This is a genomic window from Halomonas sp. SCS19, assembly GCF_040147015.1.
GTDB lineage: Bacteria > Pseudomonadota > Gammaproteobacteria > Pseudomonadales > Halomonadaceae > Halomonas > Halomonas litopenaei.
In genome coordinates this window covers 4,679,902-4,700,906 of record NZ_JAMSHN010000001.1, presented here as the reverse complement: position 1 = coordinate 4,700,906, position 21,005 = coordinate 4,679,902, and the positions used below count along the sequence as shown (strand labels likewise).

14 protein-coding genes are annotated in these 21,005 nt (G+C 66.7%); 5 read left to right on the top strand and 9 right to left on the bottom strand.

The window, feature by feature from the left end; translation table 11 throughout:
* Window positions 1–192 precede the first annotated feature (192 nt).
* From trhO to xdhA, 5 genes are all read right to left on the bottom strand, one after another.
* Window positions 193–1,239, bottom strand: a complete 1,047-nt coding sequence (gene trhO, locus NFH97_RS20340; RefSeq protein ID WP_287164510.1) for an oxygen-dependent tRNA uridine(34) hydroxylase TrhO — start codon at window positions 1,237–1,239, stop codon at window positions 193–195.
* Window positions 1,240–1,391: 152 nt separating this feature from the next.
* Entirely contained in the window at window positions 1,392–2,687 is a 1,296-nt protein-coding gene (gene guaD / locus NFH97_RS20335; RefSeq protein WP_213229100.1) for a guanine deaminase, read from the bottom strand.
* 269 nt (window positions 2,688–2,956) lie between these two features.
* Window positions 2,957–3,796, bottom strand: coding sequence for a xanthine dehydrogenase accessory protein XdhC (xdhC, locus tag NFH97_RS20330; RefSeq protein ID WP_045994320.1), 840 nt, complete (start codon window positions 3,794–3,796; stop codon window positions 2,957–2,959).
* Window positions 3,793–6,201 carry a xanthine dehydrogenase molybdopterin binding subunit gene (gene xdhB, locus NFH97_RS20325; RefSeq protein WP_349625459.1) on the bottom strand — a complete coding sequence of 803 codons (2,409 nt, stop codon included), beginning with the start codon at window positions 6,199–6,201 and terminating at the stop codon, window positions 3,793–3,795. The genes xdhC and xdhB overlap by 4 nt, the downstream gene beginning before the upstream one ends.
* The gene (gene xdhA, locus NFH97_RS20320; RefSeq protein WP_349625458.1) at window positions 6,185–7,663 is read right to left on the bottom strand and encodes a xanthine dehydrogenase small subunit; all 1,479 of its coding nucleotides are present in this window, start codon (window positions 7,661–7,663) and stop codon (window positions 6,185–6,187) included. The genes xdhB and xdhA overlap by 17 nt, the downstream gene beginning before the upstream one ends.
* A 364-nt stretch (window positions 7,664–8,027) precedes the next feature.
* Between xdhA and NFH97_RS20315 the strand changes: the two genes are divergently transcribed.
* The gene (locus NFH97_RS20315) at window positions 8,028–8,699 is read left to right on the top strand and encodes a TetR/AcrR family transcriptional regulator (RefSeq protein WP_108447849.1); all 672 of its coding nucleotides are present in this window, start codon (window positions 8,028–8,030) and stop codon (window positions 8,697–8,699) included.
* A gap of 22 nt (window positions 8,700–8,721) precedes the next feature.
* Here the strand turns inward: NFH97_RS20315 and NFH97_RS20310 are convergent, their stop codons facing one another.
* Window positions 8,722–10,149 (bottom strand): NCS2 family permease, encoded by a 1,428-nt coding sequence (locus NFH97_RS20310; protein ID WP_349625457.1) that lies wholly within the window; start codon window positions 10,147–10,149, stop codon window positions 8,722–8,724.
* Between the two features lie 299 nt (window positions 10,150–10,448).
* Here NFH97_RS20310 and hrpB point away from each other — a divergent pair, with 299 nt between their 5' ends.
* The 3 genes from hrpB (at window position 10,449) to NFH97_RS20295 (ending at window position 14,650) form a co-directional block, all read left to right on the top strand.
* Window positions 10,449–13,031 (top strand): ATP-dependent helicase HrpB, encoded by a 2,583-nt coding sequence (hrpB, locus tag NFH97_RS20305; protein WP_349625456.1) that lies wholly within the window; start codon window positions 10,449–10,451, stop codon window positions 13,029–13,031.
* Window positions 13,032–13,141: 110 nt separating this feature from the next.
* Window positions 13,142–14,074 (top strand): glutaminase, encoded by a 933-nt coding sequence (locus tag NFH97_RS20300; RefSeq protein WP_349625455.1) that lies wholly within the window; start codon window positions 13,142–13,144, stop codon window positions 14,072–14,074.
* 108 nt (window positions 14,075–14,182) lie between these two features.
* A complete protein-coding gene (locus tag NFH97_RS20295) occupies window positions 14,183–14,650 on the top strand; it encodes a YchJ family protein (RefSeq protein WP_349625454.1) in 468 nt (155 codons plus the stop codon).
* A gap of 214 nt (window positions 14,651–14,864) precedes the next feature.
* On the opposite strand, the gene hutU is transcribed toward NFH97_RS20295, so the two are convergent.
* From hutU to hutI, 3 genes are all read right to left on the bottom strand, one after another.
* On the bottom strand, window positions 14,865–16,556 hold the full coding sequence (gene hutU / locus NFH97_RS20290; RefSeq protein WP_213228994.1) for a urocanate hydratase: 1,692 nt from the start codon (window positions 16,554–16,556) through the stop codon (window positions 14,865–14,867).
* A 36-nt stretch (window positions 16,557–16,592) separates the two neighbouring features.
* Window positions 16,593–17,576, bottom strand: coding sequence for a formimidoylglutamase (gene hutG, locus NFH97_RS20285; protein WP_349625453.1), 984 nt, complete (start codon window positions 17,574–17,576; stop codon window positions 16,593–16,595).
* 106 nt (window positions 17,577–17,682) lie between these two features.
* Window positions 17,683–18,894: an imidazolonepropionase gene (gene hutI, locus NFH97_RS20280; RefSeq protein WP_349625452.1), complete on the bottom strand. Its 1,212-nt coding sequence runs from the start codon at window positions 18,892–18,894 to the stop codon at window positions 17,683–17,685.
* A gap of 705 nt (window positions 18,895–19,599) precedes the next feature.
* On the opposite strand from hutI, the gene NFH97_RS20275 reads away from it, so the two are divergent.
* The gene (locus NFH97_RS20275; protein ID WP_045994312.1) at window positions 19,600–20,922 is read left to right on the top strand and encodes a YjiH family protein; all 1,323 of its coding nucleotides are present in this window, start codon (window positions 19,600–19,602) and stop codon (window positions 20,920–20,922) included.
* Window positions 20,923–21,005 lie beyond the last annotated feature (83 nt).

Here is a 21,005-nt window from a genome sequence, read left to right as displayed (position 1 = left end):
TGGCGCGCTTCGGCGCGTCCTTTGCTACCGGCGAAGTCCTCGGTGACACGCAAAAGAGGCGCCCGTCTCTGGTATAAAGCCCAGGGCGCCTCTTTTTTGGTTTGGCGGGTGTTGTGGCGGGTGTTGTGGCTGGAGGGCCGGCGTGCACGAGCCGGCATGCATCAACGGGTGTGCAACACCAGAAGCCGTGTATCAGCCCTGTTGGCGATTGACCTCGCGCGCCGCTTCCCTGGCGCGTCGCTTGGCCTCGCGACGCTCTTCCATGCGTGCCACCGCGTCGGCACCCAGGTGGGCCTCGCCGCGCTCCCGGGCGAGGCGCATCTGGCGCTCACGCTCGGCGAAGCGGGCCTTCTGCTCATCGCTCAGGCGGTCGTAGCAGCGCGGGCAACAGACGCCTTTCTGGTAGTACTCGCTCTGCTTGTCCTGCTCGGTGATCGGCATGCGGCAGGCGTGACACTGGTCATAGCGTCCCGGCTTGAGGTCATGGTCGACGGTGACCCTGTCGTCGAACACGAAGCACTCGCCACGCCACAGGGTCTTGTCCTTCGGCACGTCTTCCAGGTACTTCAGGATGCCGCCCTTGAGGTGGTAGACGTCCTCGAATCCCTGCTCCTTGAGGTAGGCGGTGGACTTCTCGCAACGGATGCCGCCGGTACAGAACATCGCCACCTTCTTGTGGCGACTCGGGTCCAGGGTCTTCTTCACGTACTCGGGGAAGTCGCGAAAGGCGCTGGTGGCCGGATTGACCGCGCCCTCGAAGGTGCCTACCTCGACCTCGTAGTCGTTGCGGGTGTCGATCAGCAGAACCTCGGGGTCCTGGATCAGCTCGTTCCAGTCCTTGGGGTCCACGTAGGTGCCGACGGTATGGCGCGGGTCGATGCCCTCGACGCCCATGGTCACGATCTCGCGCTTGAGCTTGACCTTGGTACGCATGAAGGGCGCACGTCGGGTCAGCGACTCCTTGGTGTCGAGCTCGGCCAGGCGCGCGTCGGCGCGCAGCCAGGCGAGCACCGCGTCGATGCCCTGGCGGGTGCCGGCGACGGTGCCATTGATGCCTTCACGGGCCAGCAGCAGGGTGCCGCGCACCTGATGCTCGAGCAGGGTGTCGAGCAGCGGCTCGCGCAGCGCCTCGTAGTCGTCGAGGGTGACGAACTTGTAAAGCGCGCACACCACCAGGGTGTCTGAACCAGAAGTGGCGGTTGCGGTGGATGTCTCAGGGGGTGAGGTATCGTGACTCATGGTTGTCCTCGTGCGAGCCGGAGCGTAAATCCGGAGCAGCGTTGGCAGCGTGTGGTATTCAAGGCGCGCATTCTAGCGCACTCGCCAAGGAATTTCCCGGCCAGCCATCACCCAGTGCAAGCGCCGGTCGCCGGCGCCTGTCGTCGGGTTCTTCAGGTCTGGCGGCGGTGCTGCAGGCGCCCCCCCGCCCAGGTCTCGTAGATGGCGCGGTCGTCCCCCAGCATCATCAGGGTAAACAGCTCCTCCGCCAGTGACTGGGTGCGCCCCATGCGTCGGGCCAGCAGCGGCGAAGCGAACAGGTCGATGACCACGAAGTCGGCGTCGCGACCGGGGGTCAGGCTGCCGATCCGATCGTCCAGTGACAGCGATACGGCGTTGCCCCGGGTCAGGTCATGAAAGCCTGCCCAGGCGGTCAGTGGCGTGCCCCTGAGCTGGCCGACCTGATAGGCCGCCTTGAGGGTGGCCAGTCCCGACAGGTCGGTACCGGCGCCGATGTCGCTGGCAAGCGTCAGATTCAGCCCCTGGGCCCGGGCGCCGGCCCGGTCGAACAGGCCACTGCCGAGAAACAGGTTGGAGCTGGGACAGAAGGCGATGTTGGCGCCGCGCTCGGCCAGTCGCGTACGCATCTCGTCGTCCAGGTGGATGCCGTGGGCAAAGGTGCTGCGCGGCCCCACCAGCCCGGATTCCTCGTAGACCGCCAGGTAGTCGCGGCTGCCCGGAAACAGCTCGGCCACCCAGTCGAGCTCACCCAGGTTCTCCGACAGATGGGTCTGCAGCCACAGGCTTGGGTCATTGCGCAGAAGGCCACCGGCGGCGTCGAGCTGGGCGCGGGTAGAGGTAGGCGCGAAGCGCGGGGTGACGCTGTAGCCGAGGCGCGCGGTGCCGTGCCAGTCACTGATCAGGCGCTCGCTGTCGCGGATACCGCCGTAGGTGTCGTCGGTGAGCGCTTCGGGGGCATGGCGGTCCATCAGTACCTTGCCGGCCAGCATGCACAGGTCGCGGCGTTGGGCCGCGCTGAAGAAGGCGTCGGTCGAGGCAGGGTGGCTCGAGCAGAACACCTGGGCGGTGGTGGTGCCTACCCGCATCAGTTCGTCGAGGAAGACGTCGGCCATCTGCTCGGCGTGTTCGCGCTGGGCAAAGCGACATTCCTCGGGGAAGGTGTACTCGTTGAGCCAGTCGAGCAGCTGGCGTCCGTAGGAGGCCATGATCTCGAGCTGCACATAGTGCACATGGCTGTCGATGAAGCCTGGCATCACCAGCTTGTCGCGGTGGTCGATGACGCTGGCGTCGGCGGGCAGATGGGGGGCGAGCTCTGTATAGTCGCCCACCGCCTGAACGACACCCTCGGCCCACCACAGCACGCCGTCGGCGAAGTAGCTGACGCTGCCCTCGAGCGGGGTGTCGCCGTCGCCGGGATCGGCATTGAAGCTGAGGATGCGCGCGCGCATGACCCAGCTCGATGAGCAGGGGCCGCCAGCGGGGCTGGTGGAGGTGCCGGCGGAAGTTCCGGAGAAAGCCTCGGGCTTGGGTGCGGTGCTGGCAGAGGCGTTAGGGGTCTCGGTCATGGGGCACTCTTTATCGGGTCGTCGCTTATAGGGTCATCGCGTCATCGCACTATGGCGGTGACGTTGTGTTCAGGGGGCGGCAGGCGCGGCGGCCAGGGAGGCAGACGCCTGGCGCTACCCGGTCAGACGGGTAAGGCCGGGCCAGGACAGGTTCAGGAAAACAGGCGTCGTACCTCTGCGCTTTCCAGGCCGCGCAGCGCGTCGCGACGTGCCCCCTCCGGCCTGGGGCTTGCCAGTGGCAGCAGCTCGGCCAGGGCGGCCAGGGCGACGGCGTAGGGCGTCTTGTCGCCGCCGGAGTCGCCGATCGGGCAGCGCACGGTGTCGATGCGATCGTGCGGGATGCCGGCACGCTCCAGTCGCCCGCGGAAGCTGGCCCACTTGCTGCGCGAGCCGATCAGCCCGATCGAGGCCATGTCGCCGCGCCTGAGCAGTGCCTCGACCAGGGCGTAGTCCTCGGCGTGGTCGTGGGTCAGCACCAGCACGTGGCTGCCGGCAGGCAGCGACTCGGCGCTGGCGTTGCAGTCGTCAAGCCGGTGGTGATGCTGGCCTGGGGCCGGGTCGAGCCCGCTGAAGGCGTCCTCGCGGCTATCGTACCAGTCGAGTCGCCAGCCAAGCGGCGCCGCCAATGAGGCCACCGCGCGGCCCACGTGGCCGGCGCCGAACAGCGCCAGGCGCGTGGCCGTACCGAGATCCGTTTCCAGCAGCACATTGACGAAGCCGCCGCAGCACTGGCCACTGCGGCCGCCCAGCGAAAAGGCCTCCAGGCTGAGGCCGGCCTCGCCGCGCTCGAGGCGTTCCCGGGCGCAGGCGATCAGCTGCCATTCGAAGGTGCCGCCGCCCAGGGTGTCGATGATGGCGTCGGCGGTGATCACCATCCTGGCGCCAGGCTCACGCGGGGTCGACCCCTGGCTGGTCACCTGGGTGGCCAGCACATGGGGCAGGCCGGCGCGCCGGAGGCGGGCCAGGGCGTCGTACCAGCGCTCGCCGCTCATGGGGTGCCCCCTGCGCGACTCTCATTCACCCGGCGTGCCAGGCGTGCCGCCGCCATGACCCGCTCAGGTGTCGCCGGGGTGTCCAGCCGTACCGCCTGGCGGTAGTCGGTGAGGCTCGCCAGGGCGTCGCGCAGCGCGCACCACACCGACATCCCCAGCATGAAGGGCGGCTCACCCACCGCCTTGGAGCGGTAGATGCTGGCCATGGAGTTGGGGTGGCCCTGCATCAGCTCGACGTTGAAGGTGGCCGGCAGATCGCCGTAGGCGGGGATCTTGTAGGTGGCCGGGCCGAACGAGGTCAACTGGCCCCGCTCGTTCCACTTCAGTTCCTCGCTGGTCAGCCACCCCATGCCCTGGATAAAGCCGCCTTCCACCTGGCCCACGTCGATGGCCGGATTGAGCGAGTCGCCCACGTCGTGGAGGATGTCGACCCGATCCACCTGGTACTCGCCGGTGAGGGTGTCCAGGGCCACCTCGGCGACGGCGGCGCCATAGGCGAAGTAGTAGAAGGGGCGTCCGCTGCCGCTGGCCCGATCGTAGTGGATCAACGGCGTTGCGTAGAAGCCTTTCTCGGACAGCGACACCCGACCCAGGTAAGCGTCCTGGATGAGCTCGCCCCAGGCGATACGTCGTTCGCTGCCACCGATGCCGGCGATCAGCTCGCCCTGTTCCAGACGCATGTCCTGACGGTCGAGCTGGTAGCGTTCGGCGGCGAAGTCGAACAGCCGCGACTTCAGCTTGCTGGCCGCGTCGCGGGCCGCCTGGCCGTTCAGATCGGCCCCGCTGGAGGCCGCCGTGGGTGAGGTGTTGGGCACCTTGTCGGTACGGCTGGCGCTGATGCGTACCGCTTCGAGATCGAGCCCCAGCTCGCGGGCGACCACCTGGCACACCTTGGTGTGCAGGCCCTGGCCCATCTCGATGCCGCCGTGATTGATCATCACGCTGCCGTCGGTGTAGACGTGCAGCAGGGCACCGGCCTGGTTGAGGTGCTGGGCGGTGAAGGAGATGCCGAACTTCACCGGGGTCAGCGCCAGGCCCCTGCGGATGACCGGGCTGTCGGCGTTGAACTCGGTGATCGCCTGGCGCCGGGACCAGTAGTCGCTCGAGGTCTCGAGCCGCTCGATCAGGTCATGCAGCAGCGTGATCTGGTCCACCGTCTGGCCATAGTGGGTCTGGTCGCGGCCTTGGCGATACAGGTTGCGCTTGCGCACCGTCAGGGGATCCTCGCCCACGCGGCGGGCGATGTCCTCCATGGCGGCTTCGATCACCATCATGCCCTGGGGACCACCGAAGCCACGAAAGGCGGTGTTTGACGCGGTGCTGGTACGGGCGCGATGACCGGTGACCCGAGCCTGGCCCAGTGAATAGGCGTTGTCGGCGTGGAACATGGCGCGGTCGACGATGGCTTCGGACAGATCCGGCGAGTATCCGCAGTCGCCGATGACGCTGATGTCACCGCCCTGGATCACGCCCTGTTCATCGACACCGAGCCGATAGCGGTTGTGGAAGGGGTGGCGCTTGCCGGTGACCTTCATGTCCTCGGCCCGGGGCAGGCGAACACGGCAGCTCTTGCCGGTGCGGCGGGCGATCAGCGCCGCCAGGCAGGCCCAGGGCGAGGCCTGGGTTTCCTTGCCGCCGAAGCCGCCGCCCATGCGGCGTACCTCCACGGTGACCGCGTGGAAGGGGATGCCCAGCACCTCGGCGATCAGCTTCTGGGTCTCGCTGGGGTGCTGATTGGAGGTGTGGACCATCACGCCTTCGTCTTCGGTGGGGTGGACCACGCAGGCCTGCCCCTCCAGATAGAAGTGCTCCTGGCCACCGACGAACTGCTCGTCCTCGATGACGTGTGTCGCGCCGGCCAGGGCGGCCTCCCAGTCACCGCTCTGCTGGCGGTGGGTCGGGCGCACCACGTCGCCGGCCTCGGCGGCGGCCACTGGGTCGAGGCTCGCCTCGACCTCATCGATCTCCAGGCGCGCCTTCTTGACCGCCTGACGCGCCGCACGATGGCTGGTGGCGGCGACGCAGAAGATCACCTGGCCGGCGTAGAGTACCTCGCCGTCGGCCATGATCGGATCGCCGGGAAAGACCGGGCCGATATCGGTGTGGCCCGGGACCTCGGCGACGCTGATCACGTCGACCACGCCCGGGGCGCTGCGCACGGCGGACAGGTCCAGCCCGGTGATGCGTCCGCTGGCGACCGGCGAGAGTCCCACCGCCAGGTGCAGCGCGTCCGCCGGCAGCGCCAGGTCGTCGATGTAGGCGGCGCGCCCGGTGACGTGCTTGACCGCGCTTTCGTGGCGAGCGGCGCTGCCCGAGAAGCCCTTGGCCGCCGGCGCGTGGCGGGGAGTATCGGCAGTATCGCTGGCCGCGGAGGCAGGTGTGGTCAGATCAGTGAGCGTACGCATGGAGCATCACCTCCTGGGTCGGGTGCTGAGAGTCCTGGGATGCCGCGTCGGCGACGACCAGGCGCAGGCGTTCGATCAGTGCAGCGGCGGCGTGCCGACGATAGTCGCTGCTGCCACGCACATCGCTCATGGGCTGAAAGTCTTCGGCCAGCGCATCGATGGCGGCGGCGAACCGCTCGGGTGAAGGGGCATGGCCTTCCAGTGCCGCCTCGGCGCCGGTTGCCCGGGCCGGGATCGCGGCCATGCCGCCGAAGCCCAGGCGCACCTCGGCCAGGCTGCCGTCCTTCAGGGTCCAGCTAAAGGCACCGAGTACCGCCGAGATGTCGTCCTCACGCCGTTTGGACAGCTTCCATACCTTGAGCTGGCGGTCAGCTGCCAGCGTCGGCAGGAAGATCGCTTCCAGGCACTCGTCCGGCGCCAGGGCGGTCTTCTTGTAGTCGATGAAGAAGTCTGCCGCGGCGAGTTCGCGACTGCTGTCGGGTCCGGTCAGGCGCAGGCGGGCGTCGAGTGCCAGCAGTACCGGTGGGGTGTCGCCGATGGGCGAGGCGTTGGCCACGTTGCCACCCAGGGTGCCGCGGTTGCGCACCTGACCAGAGCCCAGTCGATGCAGGAGGTGATGGAAGGCGGGATAGCGCTCGGCAAACAACGGCTCCAGTTGCGTGTAGGTGACGGCGGCACCGACCCACATCCCTGGTCGACCGCTGGCGTCGTGGCCCGCTTCCAGCACCTTGAGCTGTTCTACCCGGGTGACGTCGATGACCTCGGCGAAGTCCGCCAGATTCTGGGTGACTTCGAGCCAGAGATCGGTGCCGCCGGCCACCAGGCGGGCGTCGGGGTGGCGGGCGCGCAGTTCGACCAGTTCATCGAGACGGCGCGGCTGGTAAAAGCCGCTGTGGGTGGCAGGCTCACCCACATTGGTGGCAAGCGTTCGGGCAAGGGCGTCATCGTCGAGCCATTCGGGCCGGAAGCCCGGGGTGTCGCCCATGGCCAGGGCGGCGTCGCGGATCGGGCGATAGCCGGTGCAGCGACACAGGTTGCCGCCCAGCGCCGCTTCCAGTCGCTCAGGCGTCAGTGGCGCGGGCCGCGCGCGGTCATCTTCATGAAGGGTGAACAGCGACATGACGATACCCGGGGTGCAGAAGCCGCATTGGCTGCCGTGGTGTTCCACCATGGCGGCCTGGCAAGGGTGCAGCTCGTCCCCCCGGGACAACCCCTCGACGGTGACCAGGTGGCGTCCATTGAGCTGGTGGGCCGGCATGATGCAGGCGTTGGCGCTGTGATAGCGCAGGTTGCCGTCGGCATCGGGCTCACCGATCGCCACGGTGCAGGCACCGCAGTCGCCGGAGGCGCAGCCTTCCTTGGTGCCTGTCTGGTTGAGGCGCTCGCGCAGCAGGTCGAGCACGCTGAGGTGGGCCTCGGCGTCGACGCGCCGTGGCCGCCCGTTGAGGAAGAACTCGATCATGGTCAGGTCCGCTTATGTTGTCGTTGTCGTCGTTGATGTCCTGGTCGATGTCCTGGTTGCAGACTGAGCCGAGTGGTTGTCAGCGAGTCGGTACCAAATGGCATCGCCATGGCAAGGGGGTAACTTCATTCTTGACCAATCGGTCAGCTTCTTCAAGTCACGCCGTCGAGTTTTTTTCGGTGCCCGCCGCGAGTTCCTGTCGGCGACCACAGCAGAGGCCTCAAAAGTCACCCGTCACAGGCGCTGTCGCGCCAGGTTAGCCGCTTTGCCCAATTGCCAGAGCGGTGGGGTTCAGGCACTCTTTTCCTCCTTGCCGACCCACCTGCAACCGGCGGTGGCGGGCGATTCGACGACCGGGATAACCATGGGCTCACAGCTTGATGACACGGCGCTGAAGGCGCCGCTGGAGGCGGAGGCTGGTGCCATTCGCCAGCGTAACGAACGCGACATACTCGACGCCGCCGAGCGAGTGTTTTCGCGTCACGGCTATCGAGGCGCCAGCCTGAAACTGATTGCCGAGGAAGCCGGGCTGCCCAAGTCCAATGTGCTCTACTACATGGGCAGCAAGAAGGCGCTGTACGTTCGCCTGCTGGAAGGGGTGATGGAGCGCTGGAACATGATGCTCGACGATATCTCGGTGGATGATGATCCCGCCGAGGTGCTCAGTGCCTTTATCCGCTCGAAGATGGAGATGTCTCGCCGCCACCCCGAGGCCTCGCGCCTGTTTGCCGGCGAGATCCTTCAGGGCGCCCCCTTTCTGCAGGACTATCTGCGTGGCGAGCTGCGTGACTGGGTCGAAAGCCGTGCCGAGGTGTTTCGTCAGTGGGCCGAGCGCGGCCTGATGGACCCGGTGGACCCGGTATCGTTGATCTTCCTGATCTGGTCGGCGACCCAGCACTACGCGGATTTTCAATCCCAGGTCGCCGGCATCACCGGCCACGATGACTTCACCGATGACGATATGCAGCGTGTCACCGATTTTCTGACCCAGGTGGTCCTGAAGGGCTGTGGGGTGGTGTCGGCGCCACGGGGCTGAGGCCCGGTGGCGCTTGCTTACCCTATTGCGCCGTCACCAGCATGATCGCGGACAGCACCGCGGACACCCACATGGCGGGTTTGATCTCGGTGAACTTGCCGGTGGTCAGCTTGATCAGCACGAAGCTCATGAAGCCGAAGGCGATGCCCAGGGTGATCGAGTAGGTCAACGGCATCAGGATGATCGCCAGAAAGGCAGGAAAGGCCTCCTCGAAGCGTGCCCAGTCGATCTTTCCCACTGGGGCCATCATGAACAGCCCCACCAGCACCAGCGCCGGCGAGGTGGCGATGCCCGGCACCAGCGACAGCAGCGGCGACAGGAACAGAAACGGCAGGAACAGCAGCGCGATCACCAGCGCGGTCAGGCCGGTGCGCCCGCCCTGGGCGACCCCTGCGCCGGACTCGATAAAGGTCTGGGCGGCGCTGGTGCCCAGCGGAGCGGCGATCATCGAGGCGAAGGCGTCCACCGTCATCGAGCGCTTGAGATTGCGCGGGTTGCCCTTGGCATCCTTGAGTCCCGCGGATTCCGACAGCGCCATGAAGCACGACAGCGCATCGAAGAAGTTGGTGAACAGCATCACGAAGATAAAGGGCAGGTAGGCGACCTTGAGAGCCCCCAGCACGTCGACCTGGCCCAGCGCCGAGAAGTCCGGCCAGGCGGCCAGTCCCTGCCATGCCACGACCACCTCGTCACCCCACAGACGCCCCATCGGTGCGGCCAGCAGGGTGGTGGTGGCGATGCCGAGGATCAGGGCACCGTTGAAGCCGCGAATGACCAGTACTGCGGTCACGATCAGCCCGATGAAGAAGGTGGCGAGACTTGCGTCCAGGCTGCCCAGGCTGACCAGGGTGGCGGGGCTTGCCACGATGAAGCCGGCGTTCTTGAGACCGATAAAGGTGATGAACAGGCCGATACCGCAGGTGATGGCGTAGCGCAGCGACGGCGGAATGGCGTCGATGATCGCCTCGCGGACGTTGAACATGGCCAGTACGGCGAACATCACACCGGACCAGAACACGCATCCGAGTGCGACCTCCCAGGACAGACCCGCCCCCAGTACCAGGGTGTAGGTGAACAGGGCGTTCATGCCCATGCCGGGCGCCACCAGGATGGGGTTTCGCGCGTACAGCGCCATGGCCAGGCTGCTCAGAAAGCTGATGACCACCGTAGCCGACAGCGCCGCCGAGAAGGGAATGCCGGCGTCCGACAATACCGCCGGATTGACCACGATGATGTACATGCCCGCCAGAAAGGTGGCGATCCCGGCCAGCAGTTCGGTCTTCAGCGAACTGCCCCGGCGGCTGACGTTGAAGTAGCGATCCAGCCAGGCAAGCCGGCCGACGGCGTCCTGGTTGGTTTGATCCGCAGTACCGTCGTCGCCGTCAGGGCGACTCGCGCTGGCTGCCGGATGACGGTCGCGCGGTGAAAGCGTGGACGTGGTCTCGCTCATCTCAGGGTCCTCTTGTCGTTGTAGTGGCCGCTGTCGATTGTCTGGGTGATGCCGCGACGGGCGTCGCGCTTAAAAAACCTGACCTTTCGGTCAGCTTGAAGAGCGTAGACAAAAACGTCATCTACTGGCAACAAAATGTTGTTTCTGGTGTATACAAATTAGGCCTCGGGCGGGGTCGCTGCCGCCGGGCCCTGGGGGAACGGCGTGCTATCATCGGCGGCGCATTGCTGCCTTGCTTGTGCAGGCCAGTGCAGCCCAGTTCAGTCCCGTCCCGTCCCGCCCGAGGAGCCCCCGAGCCGATGTCTTCACCGCCCAGCCTGCCCATCGATGCCCGACTACCTCAGCTCACCGCAGCGCTTGAACAGCACAACCGGGCGCTGCTGGTGGCCGAGCCCGGGGCCGGCAAGACCACTCGGGTACCGCTGGCCCTGCTGGACTGTGACTGGTGCGGTGGCGACGATGGTCGCGGGCGTCTGCTGCTGCTGGAGCCTCGTCGGGTGGCGGCGCGTCTGGCGGCGGGCCACATGGCCGAGTTGCTGGGCGAGCGGCCGGGCGAGACGGTGGGATATCGCATGCGTGGCGAGAGCCGCGTCGGCCCGACGACTCGCCTCGAAGTCGTCACCCAGGGCGTGCTGTCGCGCATGCTGCAGCATGACCCCATGCTGGAGGGCGTCACCGGCATCCTCTTCGACGAGTTCCATGAACGCAGTCTGGAGGCCGACCTGGGGCTGGCGCTGGCCCTCGACGTCCAGCAGGGGCTGCGCGAGGACCTGCGCCTGGTGGTGATGTCCGCCACCCTGGACGTGGCCGCCATGCAAGGCGTGCTGGGGCAGGACGTGGCGGTGATCGAGTGCCCGGGGCGGCAGTATCCGGTCCAGACGCTGTATCGGCCGCTGTCCCAGCGCGCCTCGGCGGAGGAGCAGCAGGGCCGGGTGGTCATGGAGGCGCTGCAGGCGTCCGATCCTGTCTCCAATGGCGGAGATGACGATGCCAGGGGTGGTGGTGATCCTGCTGGCGACGTGCTGGTGATCCTGCCTGGGGTTGCCGAAATCGAACGTCTCGGGCGCTGGCTGGGCGAGCGGCTGGAGGATATCGCGGTACTGCCGCTGCATGGACGCTTGCCGCTCGAGCAGCAGCGCGCTGCCCTTCGTCCTGACCCGAATGGCCGGCGTCGGGTGGTGCTGGCCACCGCCATCGCCGAGTCCAGTGTCACCGTGGATGGCGTGCGCAGCGTGGTCGATGCCGGAATGGAGCGGGTGCCGGTTTTCAGCCCGCGTACCGGGCTTTCGCGTCTCGAGACCCGCCGTGTCAACCGAGCCAGCGCCGATCAGCGGCGTGGGCGGGCAGGGCGCCAGGGGCCCGGACGCTGCTATCGGCTGTGGGCGGAAGAGCAGCCGCTGCCGCCCCACGCCGAGCCGGAGATCCACCAGGCAGACCTGTCCGGCCTGGCCTTCGAACTCGCGCGCTGGGGCGTCAAGGACGTGTCCGCGCTTGCCTGGGTGACTTCGCCAGGGACAGCGGCCCTGGATAGCGGGCGTCGGCTGTTGCAGTCCCTCGGGCTGGTCGAGCCTGATGGCGGCTTGAGTTCGCTGGGCCGGGCAGCCGGACGCTGGCCGGTGCATCCCCGGCTCGCCGCCATGCTGGAGCGAGCCAGCCGCGCCGGCGAGGCGTCGCTGGCCCTGGCCTGTGCCCTGGCCGCCTGGCTGGAAGGTCGTCAGGGCGCCTCGCGGGAGCCGGATCTGGAGCGGGTGTTCGTACCGCTGCTGTCGTCGCCAAGGCCTGATCCCGCCTGGCAGCGTGAAGCCCGGCGACTGTGCAAGCGCGCCGGGGTGGCGCTGGACAAGGCCCATGGGGGTGAGTCCCGTGAGACAGGCGAGCCGGGCGCCTCAATAACCTTGGGCGAGCTTCTGCTCTGCACCTACCCCGACCGTGTCGCTCAGCACCTTTCGCCCGGACGCTTTCGCCTGCGTGGCGGTGGCCTGGTGACGCTGGCAAGCGATCACCCCCTGGCCCATGCGCCCCTGCTGGTCGCGGTGGACCTGGACGGTCGCCAGCGTGAGGCTCGGCTCTATCGTGGTGTGCGGATCGAGGAGGCGGCACTGCTGGCGCATTTTCCTGAACTTGGCGACTGGACCGAGCGGGTCGCCTGGAACGCATCGGCGGGACGCTTGGAAGGCGAGCGAGTACGCGCCCTCGATGCCGTGGTGCTGGAGCGCAAGCCCCTGGCAGGACCGCCGAGTCGAGAGGCGAGGCATAGGGCGCTGCTCGACGCCGTGGGGCAGCGCGAGGCGTTGCCGCTGGACGAGGCGGCAGAACAGCTCAGAAGACGGGTAGCGCTGCTGCGACGGGCGCATGATCCCCAGTGGCCGGAGCTTGACGACGCCAGCCTGATGGCCGAGCTCGCGGACTGGCTCGGTCCGCATCTGGATGGCCTGTCGAGGCTCGATCAGGTGCTGGCGCTGCCCTGGGAACGGCTGTTGAGCGAACGTCTGCCGTGGCCGTTGGCGGGCCAGCTGGACGAGCTGGCACCGCGACGGCTGGCGCTGCCAAGCGGTGACAGTGCGGCCTTGCGCTATGAGCGTGAGGTCGACGACGGCGACGAGCACGGCACGCGTATCGTGCCGGTGCTGGCCGCCAAGCTGCAGGCCCTGTTCGGTTGCGAAGCCACGCCCTGTATCGTCGACGGGCGGGTGCCGGTACGCCTGGAATTGCTGTCCCCGGCACGGCGGCCGCTGGCGACGACCATGGACCTGCGAAGCTTCTGGCGCAACGTCTACCCCGAGGTGCGCAAGGAGAACCGCGGCCGCTACCCCAAGCACCCCTGGCCAGAAGATCCGCTTGCCGCCGAGGCGACCATGCGCACCAAGCGGCGCGGGCGCTGAGCGGGACATATCGCCCGGGTGATTGTCCCCGGCCGGGAACCGGCGTTGACAGCCACGAAGGAGGGGGCGACCATCGCCAGCCTTGTCAGGCTCTTGGAAGAATCACGCTCATGGGAAAGACCCTTACGCCGGAACAACTTCAGGCGCTGGTCGAGAGGCTGGATCGCGAGGCTCGTCAGGCAGGCGAGTGGGGCCAGGTGGCAAGCTATATCCCCGAACTTGCCTGCGTCGATCCCCGCCAGTTCGCCATCAGTGTGTGCACCGTGGATGGACAGGAGTTTCATGCCGGCGACGCCGCCAAGGCCTTTTCGATCCAGAGCGTGTCGAAGGTCTTCACCCTGGCGCTGGCACTGGGGCGTCACGGCGATGGCCTGTGGCAGCGGGTCGGGCGCGAGCCATCGGGCCGGGCCTTCAACTCCATCGTCCAGCTGGAGGTGGAAGAGGGCATTCCCCGCAATCCCTTCATCAACGCCGGGGCGATTGTCACCACCGACGCGGTACTCGGATGCAACGCGCCACGCGATACCCTCGGCGAGATTCTGCGGTTTCTGCGGGAAGCCTCCGGCGACGAGGACATCCACATCAACGAGCAGGTAGCGCGCTCCGAGCATGCCACCGGGGATCGCAACTTCTCCCTGGCCTACTTCCTGCGTTCCTGCGGCAACCTGACCAACGACTGTGACCGGGTGCTGGGAACCTACTTCCATCACTGCGCCATCGAGATGTCCACCGCCCAGCTCGCCAGGGCCACACGCTTTCTGTGTGGTGGCTTCGAGGGCCATCGCATGATCGGGCTCGAGCGAGTGCGGGCGATCAATGCGTTGATGATGACCTGCGGCCACTACGATGGCTCGGGGGACTTCGCCTATCGGGTCGGCTTCCCGGGCAAGAGCGGTGTCGGGGGCGGGATCATGGCGGTGGTGCCCAACGTGGCGTCGATCGCGGTGTGGTCGCCGGGCCTGGATCGCTACGGCAATTCGCTCAAGGGCACCGCCGCCCTGGAGGGACTGTCCAAGGCCACAGGCTGGTCGGTATTTGCTTGAGGCCGCTACAGGTCGGCAGTCTGTTTAAAGCGTTGCCACCCACGTCGGGTTTTCGTACAAGGCCTGCGCTGTGGCACAGCGCAAGGTAGATGAGAGGAGAGCCGTACCTTGAACACGACGTCATCCACCCGCTGCCCCTGCGGCAGTGGCCTGGTCCTCGAGCACTGCTGCGGTCTGCTGCACCAGGGCGAGGACGCAGGTTCGCCTGAGGCGCTGATGCGCTCGCGCTTTGCGGCCTTCGCCCTCGGGCTCGAGGACTACCTTCGCCATAGCTGGCACCCAGCCAGTTGCCCGGCGCAACTGGGCGGTGACGACGATACCCGCTGGAAGCGTCTCGAGATACTCGATAGCGGTGAAACAGGCGACCAGGGATGGGTGCAGTTTCGTGCGACCTTTGCCGAGGGCCCGCCAGGGCGGCAGCGCTGGGGCGTGCTGGAAGAGCGCTCGCGCTTTGCGCGCCACCAGGGACGCTGGGTCTATCTGGATGGCGAGGCCCGGGTGTCTCGACTCAAGCCGGGACGCAACGATCCCTGTCCCTGTGGCAGTGCGCGCAAGTTCAAGCAGTGCTGCGCCTGACCCGTCGCCGGCCGCTTCAGGGGCGTCGGCGCACGTTTCAAGTGGCATCGAAGTGAACCAGGGTTGTAAACGACAAAGGCCGCCCCGAGGGGCGGCCTTTGTGCAGGCGTTCGCGCTTTTTGCATGGCGCTCCCTGGCACGAGGCGCCCTCAGGGACAAGGCGCCTCGATGCCAGGGTCGGGCGCGCCAGCGGCTGGCCGCGCCCGGGACGGCATCAGTCCTTGAGCATCGGCAGGTCGAGGCCGTTGTCGCGGGCACACTGGCTGGCGATGTCGTAGCCGGCGTCGGCATGGCGCATCACGCCGCTTGCCGGGTCGTTGCGCAGGACGCGGGCCAGGCGGGCATCGGCCTCGTCGGTACCGTCGGCGACGATGACTACACCGGCGTGCTGTGAGAAGCCCATGCCGACACCCCCGCCGTGGTGCAGCGAGACCCAGGTAGCGCCGCCTGCGGTGTTGGCCAGGGCGTTGAGCAGCGGCCAGTCGGACACGGCGTCGCTGCCGTCCAGCATGGACTCGGTCTCGCGGTTGGGGCTGGCCACGGAACCGGAGTCGAGGTGGTCACGGCCGATGACGATGGGTGCCTTGAGTTCGCCGTTCTTGACCATCTCGTTGAAGGCGCGGCCGAGGCGCGCGCGATCCTTCAGACCGACCCAGCAGATACGCGCCGGCAGACCCTGGAAGCTGATGCGCTCCTTGGCCATGTCGAGCCAGTGGTGCAGGTGCTCGTCGTCGGGGATCAGCTCCTTGACCTTGGCGTCGGTCTTGTAGATGTCCTCCGGATCGCCGGACAGCGCCACCCAGCGGAACGGGCCGATGCCCTGGCAGAACAGCGGACGAATGTAGGCCGGGACGAAGCCGGGGAAGTCGAAGGCATTCTCGACGCCTTCTTCCTGGGCCATCTGGCGGATGTTGTTGCCGTAGTCGAAGGTGGGCACGCCCATCTTCTGGAACTCGAGCATGGCGCGCACATGCACCGCCATGGACGCCTTGGCGGCCTTGACCACTGCGTCGGGCTCGCTCTTGGCGCGGGCCACGTACTCGTCCCAGGTCCAGCCAGAGGGCAGGTAGCCGTGCAGCGGATCGTGGGCACTGGTCTGGTCGGTGACCATGTCCGGCTTGACGCCGCGCTTGACCAGTTCCGGCAGGACGTCGGCGGCGTTGGCGCAAAGACCGATGGAGATGGCCTTGCCTTCACTGGTGTAGCGCGCAAGACGCTCGAGCGCGTCGTCCAGGTCGTTGGCCTGCTCGTCCAGATAGCGGGTACGCAGACGGAAGTCGATGCTCGACTGCTGGCACTCGATGTTCAGCGAGCAGGCACCGGCCAGGGTCGCCGCCAGCGGCTGGGCGCCGCCCATGCCGCCGAGGCCGGCGGTCAGTACCCAGCGGCCCTTGAGGTCGCCGTTGAAGTGCTGACGGCCAGCCTCGACGAAGGTCTCGTAGGTGCCCTGGACGATGCCCTGGGAGCCGATGTAGATCCAGGACCCGGCGGTCATCTGGCCGTACATCATCAGTCCCTTCTTGTCGAGCTCGTTGAAGTGCTCCCAGTTGGCCCAGGCCGGCACCAGGTTGGAGTTGGCGATCAGTACCCGCGGCGCGTCCTTGTGGGTCGGGATCACCGCTACCGGCTTGCCGGACTGGATCAGCAGGGTCTGGTCGTCCTCCAGGCGCTTGAGCACCTCGACGATCTTGTCGAAGCATTCCCAGGTGCGGGCAGCGCGACCGATGCCGCCGTACACCACCAGATCCTCGGGACGCTCGGCGACGTCAGGGTGGAGGTTGTTCATCAGCATGCGCAGGGCGGCTTCGGTCAGCCAGCTCTTGCACGACAGCTCGGTGCCGGTGGGGGCGGCGATCTTGCGCGAAGGATCGTGACGGTCGTTCAGCGAGGGCGTGATCTGGTTCATGTCGGTACCTGTAGTGAAAGGGAATAAAAGGCTCGGTCAGGCGTTGGACCGGGTCAGTTGATGGACCAGGCGGGCGGCGAGACGCGCCGTGCGTTGGTCGATGTCATACGCCGGGTTGACCTCGGCGATGTCGATCAGGCGTAGCTTGCGCGAGCGACGCAGGAACTCGAGGATTGGCTCGAAGTGGGTCAGAATCACGCCCCGCGAGGCGGGAGCGCTGACGCCAGGGGCATCGCTTGCAGGGAAGACATCCATGTCGATGGTCAGGTAGACGTGATCGCAGTCGGCTACCAGACGCTGCACGTCGCGCTTGATGTACGCGATGCGGCTATCGCGAAACTCGCGATCCTCGACCACCAGCGACTTGAGCCGCTTGGCGGTGTGAAACAGGGCACGGGTGTTGGCCGCCTGGCTGACTCCGAGGCAGGCGTAGCGGAACGGCCAGCGACGCCTGGCGCAGTCGGCGGCGATCTGGGCGAAGGGCGTGCCGGAAGACGTCTGTTCGCTGGGGTCGCGCAGGTCGAAGTGAGCGTCCAGATTGATGATCGCCACGGTGGGCCTGCGGTGGCCCTTGTCCAGATGCTCGGAGAGGCCGCGCCAGCTGGCGTAGGCGACTTCGTGACCGCCGCCCAGCACTACTGGCTGGTGACCCTGGTCGAGGATCTCGGTCACCCGCGCGCCCAGCGCCTCCTGGGCATCCTCGAGGCCATTGCCGACGCAGTGCACGTCGCCGGCATCGTAGGCCGGGGCGTCGCGGTGCCAGGCCATGGGGGCTAGGGCACGGCGAATGGCGGCGGGGCCATCGGCGGCGCCCACCCGCCCATTGTTGCGGGCGACACCGGCATCACTGGCAAAGCCCGTCACCACGACGCCAGGCTCGGCGCCGGAACGGTAGGCGGCGATGCGCTGGTGCCAGCGCTCGCTGTTGGGCTCGGGGTCGGTACGCCCCTGCCAGATGCCCATGTCCGCTTCAGTCAGCGGCGCGGTGGGAGACGAGGGGGAAGCGAGCTGCTCATCCATGGGTCAATACGCCCTCCAGCAGGCGATGCTTGAGCCGTCCCGGCTGGACGGCATGGTGTCTGGGTCAGCCGCCGGGGTCATGGATGACCAGGGGGAAGATAGCTGCTCATCCATGGGTCAATACGCCCTCCAGCAGGCGATGCTTGAGTCGTCCCGGCTGGACGGCATAGGCCAGTTCGGCCGGGCTATCGATGTTCCAGACGCACAGGTCGGCGGGAGCGCCGACGGCGATACGTCCAAGGTCTGGCTGGCCGATGGCCTGGGCGGCGTGGCGGGTCATGCCGGCCAGTGCCTCCTGGGGCGTCAGGCGCAGCAGGGTGCAGGCCATGTTCAGCATCAGGGTCGGCAGCACGATGGGCGAGGTGCCCGGATTGGCGTCCGAGGCCACCGCCAAGGCGACGCCGGCACGACGCATGGCGTCGATCGGTGGGTGCTGCGTTTCACGCAGGGTGTAGAAGGCACCGGGCAGCAGGACGCCGACGGTCCCGGCATCGGCCATCGCCGCGATGCCATCGTCGTCCAGATACTCGATATGGTCGGCGGATAACCCTTGGAACTGGGCCACCAGGGCGGCGCCACCGGACAGCGAAAGCTGCTCGGCGTGGGCCTTGACCGGCAGGTCAAGCGCCCTGGCCGCCTCGAACACGCGCCGGGACTGTTCGCTCGAGAAGGCGATGCGCTCGCAGAACACGTCGACCGCATCGACCAGGCCCTCGGCATGGGCCGCCGGCAGGATCTGGTTGCACACCAGCTCGATGTAGCCATCGGCGTCGCCTGCATACTCCGGTGGCAGGGCATGGGCGGCCAGCAGGGTGGTAGTGACGCGAACGGGCAGTTGCTCGCCGAGACGTCGCGCCACCCGCAGCATCTTCAGTTCGTCGGCCAGGGTCAGGCCGTAGCCGGACTTGATCTCGACGCTGGTCACGCCGTCCTCGATCATCGACGTGAGACGCTTTGCAGCGGCGTCGAACAGGGCCGATTCGTCGGCTTCCCGGGTCGCCGTGACGGTGCCCAGGATGCCGCCACCGCGACGTGCGATCTCTTCGTAGGAGGCGCCTTGCAGGCGCAGCTCGAATTCGTCGCTGCGCTGCCCGCCGAAGACCAGGTGGGTATGGCAGTCGATCAGGCCAGGCGTCATGACGCCGCCTTGCCCCATGTCGACGGCGTCGCGATGTTGACTCGGGTCAAGGGTCTGCATGGTGCCCAGGGCGCAGATCCGTCCATCCTCGACCGCTACCCAGTGACGCTCGGGCAGGGTGGTCAGTCCGTCGAAGATCGCCAGATCGCGCCACAGCAGGCGCTTGGATTGCTCGGACATGGGGATGCTCCGTGTCGGGTAATGTATATACAAATAATGCCTTCAAGCCATTTCGTCAAGCCGCCGAGTCGCCAGTGATGCATCGCCCGACCCTTGGGTCGGGCCTGATGGATGGTTGTTGAAACAGCGGCTTGCAGACGTTTTATGGGCTTGGTTCCAGGCCGTGACGCATCAATAGACCATGGTCGTAGTGCGCGGATAGGCGTGAAATCTCGACGGATTGCTTCGGCAAACGTATATACAGGGTCGCGGATGCACCAGGCCTGTCCTCTCTGAAGCATCGCCCCGGGGGAGCGCAGGTCGGCTAGGCCGAGTGCACCCCGTCTTGGCCGCGGGATCGTTACCGGCTTTTCTGAACCCCGAGTCGTCGAGGGACCCGAGAGCGTTTCGAGCACTCGCGGGAGACGTCGGGTGCCCCATGGGATCGCTCGACAGCATCATGTATATACAGAAAAGTGTGGTTCTGGAGTGCTTGCCGGTTCGTCCGATGCCCTGACCGGCGGCCTGTCTGCGACGCTGCAGGAAAGAGGTGTAGCGGAGCGTGACAACGCCGTTTAACGAACGAATCTGAGGAGAAGTTTGTGGCGTATTAGACCATCGTCTAAAGGCGCTGTGGGGGAGTGCTTTGCCACTATAGCGGTTGAAATGTATATACAAACAAGATGACACTTACGAGTTGGTTCACACTTCGACGAGGTTCCCTTCATGGCGACGACTCCTGGTTCCTCGGTAGGCCAGACACCCCTCGGCCTGCTGTTGTTCAAGCTGTTGGTGCCCAGCGCCATCGGCATCTTCATCTTCTTTGTTCCGGTTGCCTGGGAAGGTCGAACCACGATTCCGCTGGATCATCTGGTGACCGCGGCCCGGGCCGGGCTCGGTGACTGGGCGAGGTTCTACGCCCTGGCGCTGATCATCGCCGGCGCGGCCTATCCGTTGATCAAGGGGGATTGGCGACGCAGTCTCACCGACAAGATCTTCACCGTGCTCAAGCTTCTGGGGGTGGTGGCGGCGCTGTTGACCATGACCACCGCCGGTCCGGCACTGCTGCATCAGCCGGACATGCTGCCCTTTCTCTACGACAAGCTGGTGATTCCGGTGGGGCTGATCGTGCCGATCGGTGCCATCTTCCTGGCGCTGCTGCTGAGCTATGGGCTACTCGAGCTGATCGGCATCCTGGTTCAGCCCGTCATGCGCCCGCTGTGGCGTACCCCGGGTCGAAGCGCCATCGACGCGGTGGCCTCCTTTGTCGGCAGCTACTCGATCGGACTGTTGATCACCAGCCGTGCCTACGCCGGTGGCCAGTACTCGGCCCGAGAAGCGGCCATCATTGCCACCGGTTTCTCTACCGTCTCCGCGCCGTTCATGATCATCGTCGCCAAGACCCTGGGGCTGATGGACTACTGGAACGCCTACTTCTGGATCACCCTGGTGATCACTTTCGTTGTCTCGGCGGTGACCGCGCGGTTGTGGCCGCTGTCAGGCATGGACAACACCGCGACCGACGGCGAACCTGAAGCGCGGAAGGGGGATCGCCTGGCGCTGGCGTGGCGCACCGGTATCAAGGTGGCCGAGCAGGCGCCGCGGCTGGGATCCAGCGTACGCAAGAATCTGACCGAAGGGCTGGTGATGGCGATCAGCATCCTGCCGTCGATCATGTCGGTGGGGCTGCTGGGACTGCTGGTGGCCAAGTACACGCCGGTGTTCGAGTGGCTGGGCTGGCTGTTCTATCCGGTGGTGGCGATCTTCGGCATCGACAATGCCCAGGAACTGGCCCAGGCCAGCGCGGCGGGCCTGGCCGAGATGTTCCTGCCGGCGCTGCTGCTCGGTGGCGACGCGGGAATCGACTTCGTGGCGCGCTTTGCCGCCGGCGTGGTGTCGGTGTCGTCCATCCTGTTCTTCTCGGCGTCCATTCCCTGCGTGCTGGCCACCCGGATTCCCATCACCATCTGGCAGATGCTGGTGGTGTGGGCGGTGCGGGTGGCACTCACCCTGGTAATGGCGATCCCGGCGGCCATGCTACTGCAGTAACCTTGTCGATCGCTGTAGCCGTAAGCACGAGGGCCGGACAATCACTGTCCGGCCCTCGTGCGTAGGTGGAAGCTGTGTCCGTC

Excerpts from the sequence above, each read along its gene's own strand:
- xdhB (WP_349625459.1), bottom strand. The coding sequence starts at position 6,201 with ATGCGTACGCTCACTGATCTGACCACACCTGCCTCCGCGGCCAGCGAT.
- hrpB (WP_349625456.1), top strand. The coding sequence starts at position 10,449 with ATGTCTTCACCGCCCAGCCTGCCCATCGATGCCCGACTACCTCAGCTC.
- NFH97_RS20300 (WP_349625455.1), top strand. The coding sequence starts at position 13,142 with ATGGGAAAGACCCTTACGCCGGAACAACTTCAGGCGCTGGTCGAGAGG.
- guaD (WP_213229100.1), bottom strand. The coding sequence starts at position 2,687 with ATGCGCGCGCGCATCCTCAGCTTCAATGCCGATCCCGGCGACGGCGAC.
- NFH97_RS20310 (WP_349625457.1), bottom strand. The coding sequence starts at position 10,149 with ATGAGCGAGACCACGTCCACGCTTTCACCGCGCGACCGTCATCCGGCA.
- xdhA (WP_349625458.1), bottom strand. The coding sequence starts at position 7,663 with ATGATCGAGTTCTTCCTCAACGGGCGGCCACGGCGCGTCGACGCCGAG.
- NFH97_RS20315 (WP_108447849.1), top strand. The coding sequence starts at position 8,028 with ATGGGCTCACAGCTTGATGACACGGCGCTGAAGGCGCCGCTGGAGGCG.
- hutG (WP_349625453.1), bottom strand. The coding sequence starts at position 17,576 with ATGGATGAGCAGCTCGCTTCCCCCTCGTCTCCCACCGCGCCGCTGACT.
- hutU (WP_213228994.1), bottom strand. The coding sequence starts at position 16,556 with ATGAACCAGATCACGCCCTCGCTGAACGACCGTCACGATCCTTCGCGC.
- xdhC (WP_045994320.1), bottom strand. The coding sequence starts at position 3,796 with ATGAGCGGCGAGCGCTGGTACGACGCCCTGGCCCGCCTCCGGCGCGCC.
- NFH97_RS20275 (WP_045994312.1), top strand. The coding sequence starts at position 19,600 with ATGGCGACGACTCCTGGTTCCTCGGTAGGCCAGACACCCCTCGGCCTG.
- hutI (WP_349625452.1), bottom strand. The coding sequence starts at position 18,894 with ATGTCCGAGCAATCCAAGCGCCTGCTGTGGCGCGATCTGGCGATCTTC.
- trhO (WP_287164510.1), bottom strand. The coding sequence starts at position 1,239 with ATGAGTCACGATACCTCACCCCCTGAGACATCCACCGCAACCGCCACT.